We start from the raw sequence: 1,988 nt of genomic DNA on the forward strand, positions 1-1,988 counted from the left end.
ACGCCCGACGCCGAGTACCTGCAATGGCGCAGCACGCGGGTAGAGGAAATGATGGCCAGCCAGGCCGGCGCCTACGCCACCGACCATTCCACCATACTGACCAACCCCATGCACTCAGAGCGTGCGCTTGCGTATGACGTGGCGGTGGGCGTATGCCGCATCAAGCCGGATCAGCTGCGCAAGTTGAGGGTGGCGGCGGATTGGAGGTTGTTGGAGGTGCTGAGTAACGCAGAGTCAGCCAAATTATTTGAGGAATATTTTATTGAAGGGAAATTCCATGGGCAGACCATCACCGACTGGACGCAGCAGACCGACGGGGGCGGAAGCCTTCCTGCATCTATAGTTGATGTGCGAGAAAACTCTGCTCCTGACTCGCATCCTCATTCCGGTGAGCGAGCATTTAGCTAAAGCCCATTTTATAGCCGGATATTGAATTTTTAGTGCATTGCAGAGTTTTATTTTTTTGGGGAGGCTATGCCGTGGTTAGATCTATATTTTTTTATGCGCTCGGTACGTTTCTGATTGTTTTGATTCTTTCAGCCTGTGTACGCTTGCGTACGTCTACAAGCACCAACGTGGTATCTGTAGCTCAAAATACTCCTATACCAGTAGCGCGGCCATTCGTGGCCCAAGTTATTGGTTTGCAATGGCTAAATCCTTTGCAGCGTAAGGACTACCCAACACAGTGGGAATTGCTTTGGATGCTAGGGTTGGTCAAGCCGAATTCGGATGATGAGATGGTAAAAGAAAAACCTGATAAATATTCTAGACTTCAGAGCATTGCATCTATCGCGGTGGGAAATGATGGTTCAGAATCATTTGATGGTTATCATGAAAAATATATCAGTAAGTTGATGAGTTTACTTCATGATGTATATTACTCCGATCCAGAATATTTTTATAACGTTCATTCATCCGAGGACAAATCACGCTGGCGTGAACTGGCCGGCATCCATATCGAATATGCTTTGCCAGAAGGTAAACTGGATCCAGTCGAGACGATGGAATTCGTTCGTCAGCGCGTAGCAAGAACTTTTAGCATCGGCAACATCCACTCTCCCACCCTGTGGACCCGCTCCACCCCACCCGACGTCCGCCTCACCATGGGCGGCCCCAACGCCGGTTTTACTTCACTTTCCGCCGCACTCGATTATCTGCAAACCCATCCCAAGGAAACCGTCTGGGCCATGAATTGGGATGCGCCCAGCCGTCCCCTGGACCGGCAGATCAACGAGAACCTGGTGCTGCTGGTGCTGGCCGGTCCCGACTACAAGACGGAGCGGGCGCCGCTGGCGTGGCTCGGGTATCCGAGTACCAAGCAGGTCGCCGATTTTGACGTCAAAAAGGGCGAACCGCCGCGCCTGGTGCAGGCGTGGACGGCGGCCATCGAGGAGGCGGCAACGAAGGCGAACAGGCGCGATAGCGAGATCGGCTATCTCATCCACGACGCCGGCAATACGCACCAGGATTCGTCCGCACGGCTGGGTGCGCTGGCGCAGACGCTCACCGTGCAATTGCCGGAATTCGATTTCCTTAAACAAAGCTTCAATCTGACCGCCGTGCTGGGCGAGACGGGCGCGGGCACGGCCCTGACGAACGTGGCGCTGGGCATCGCCTACGCGCACCATTTCGGCAAACCCGTGCTGGTGGCCGGCACCAGCGACCTGCTTGCCCCCGTGGCGCTGGTGGTGGCGCCGCCGGCCGTGGTGCGGCCGATCCAGCCCGGCAAGCCGTGGTTCCGCGCGCGCGGCGGCAATCATGCGTATCTGCCCTGGTGGGGTTTGCGCCACGATGCGCCCGAGTATTACCAGGGGTTTTCGCAATGAGGCATTTTTGAAGGACGGTGGCTTTTTCTTGTGCCACGGTTTGAGAGTTTCGGATATGGAGGCCATGCCATGCAATTCGATCCCCATCCGCCGCTGTGCGACGACCCCGACATCGATATCCTCGGCCAGTTTTCCTGCAACGCCAATTTCCAGAGCAGCGAC

At 55.5% G+C, this 1,988-nt stretch carries 2 protein-coding genes; both read left to right on the forward strand.

Annotated elements, in window-relative coordinates:
- Positions 1-408, forward strand: a 408-nt coding sequence (locus BXA07_RS29635) for an effector protein Tle3 domain-containing protein (protein ID WP_139335869.1), incomplete at its 5' end; no start/stop codon positions are given.
- A gap of 593 nt (positions 409-1,001) precedes the next feature.
- Positions 1,002-1,826, forward strand: a complete 825-nt coding sequence (locus tag BXA07_RS29640) for a hypothetical protein (RefSeq protein WP_139335870.1) — start codon at positions 1,002-1,004, stop codon at positions 1,824-1,826.
- The last annotated feature ends 162 nt before the right edge of the window (positions 1,827-1,988 follow it).

This window comes from Janthinobacterium sp. TND4EL3, from assembly GCF_900156175.1.
Lineage (GTDB): Bacteria > Pseudomonadota > Gammaproteobacteria > Burkholderiales > Burkholderiaceae_D > Janthinobacterium.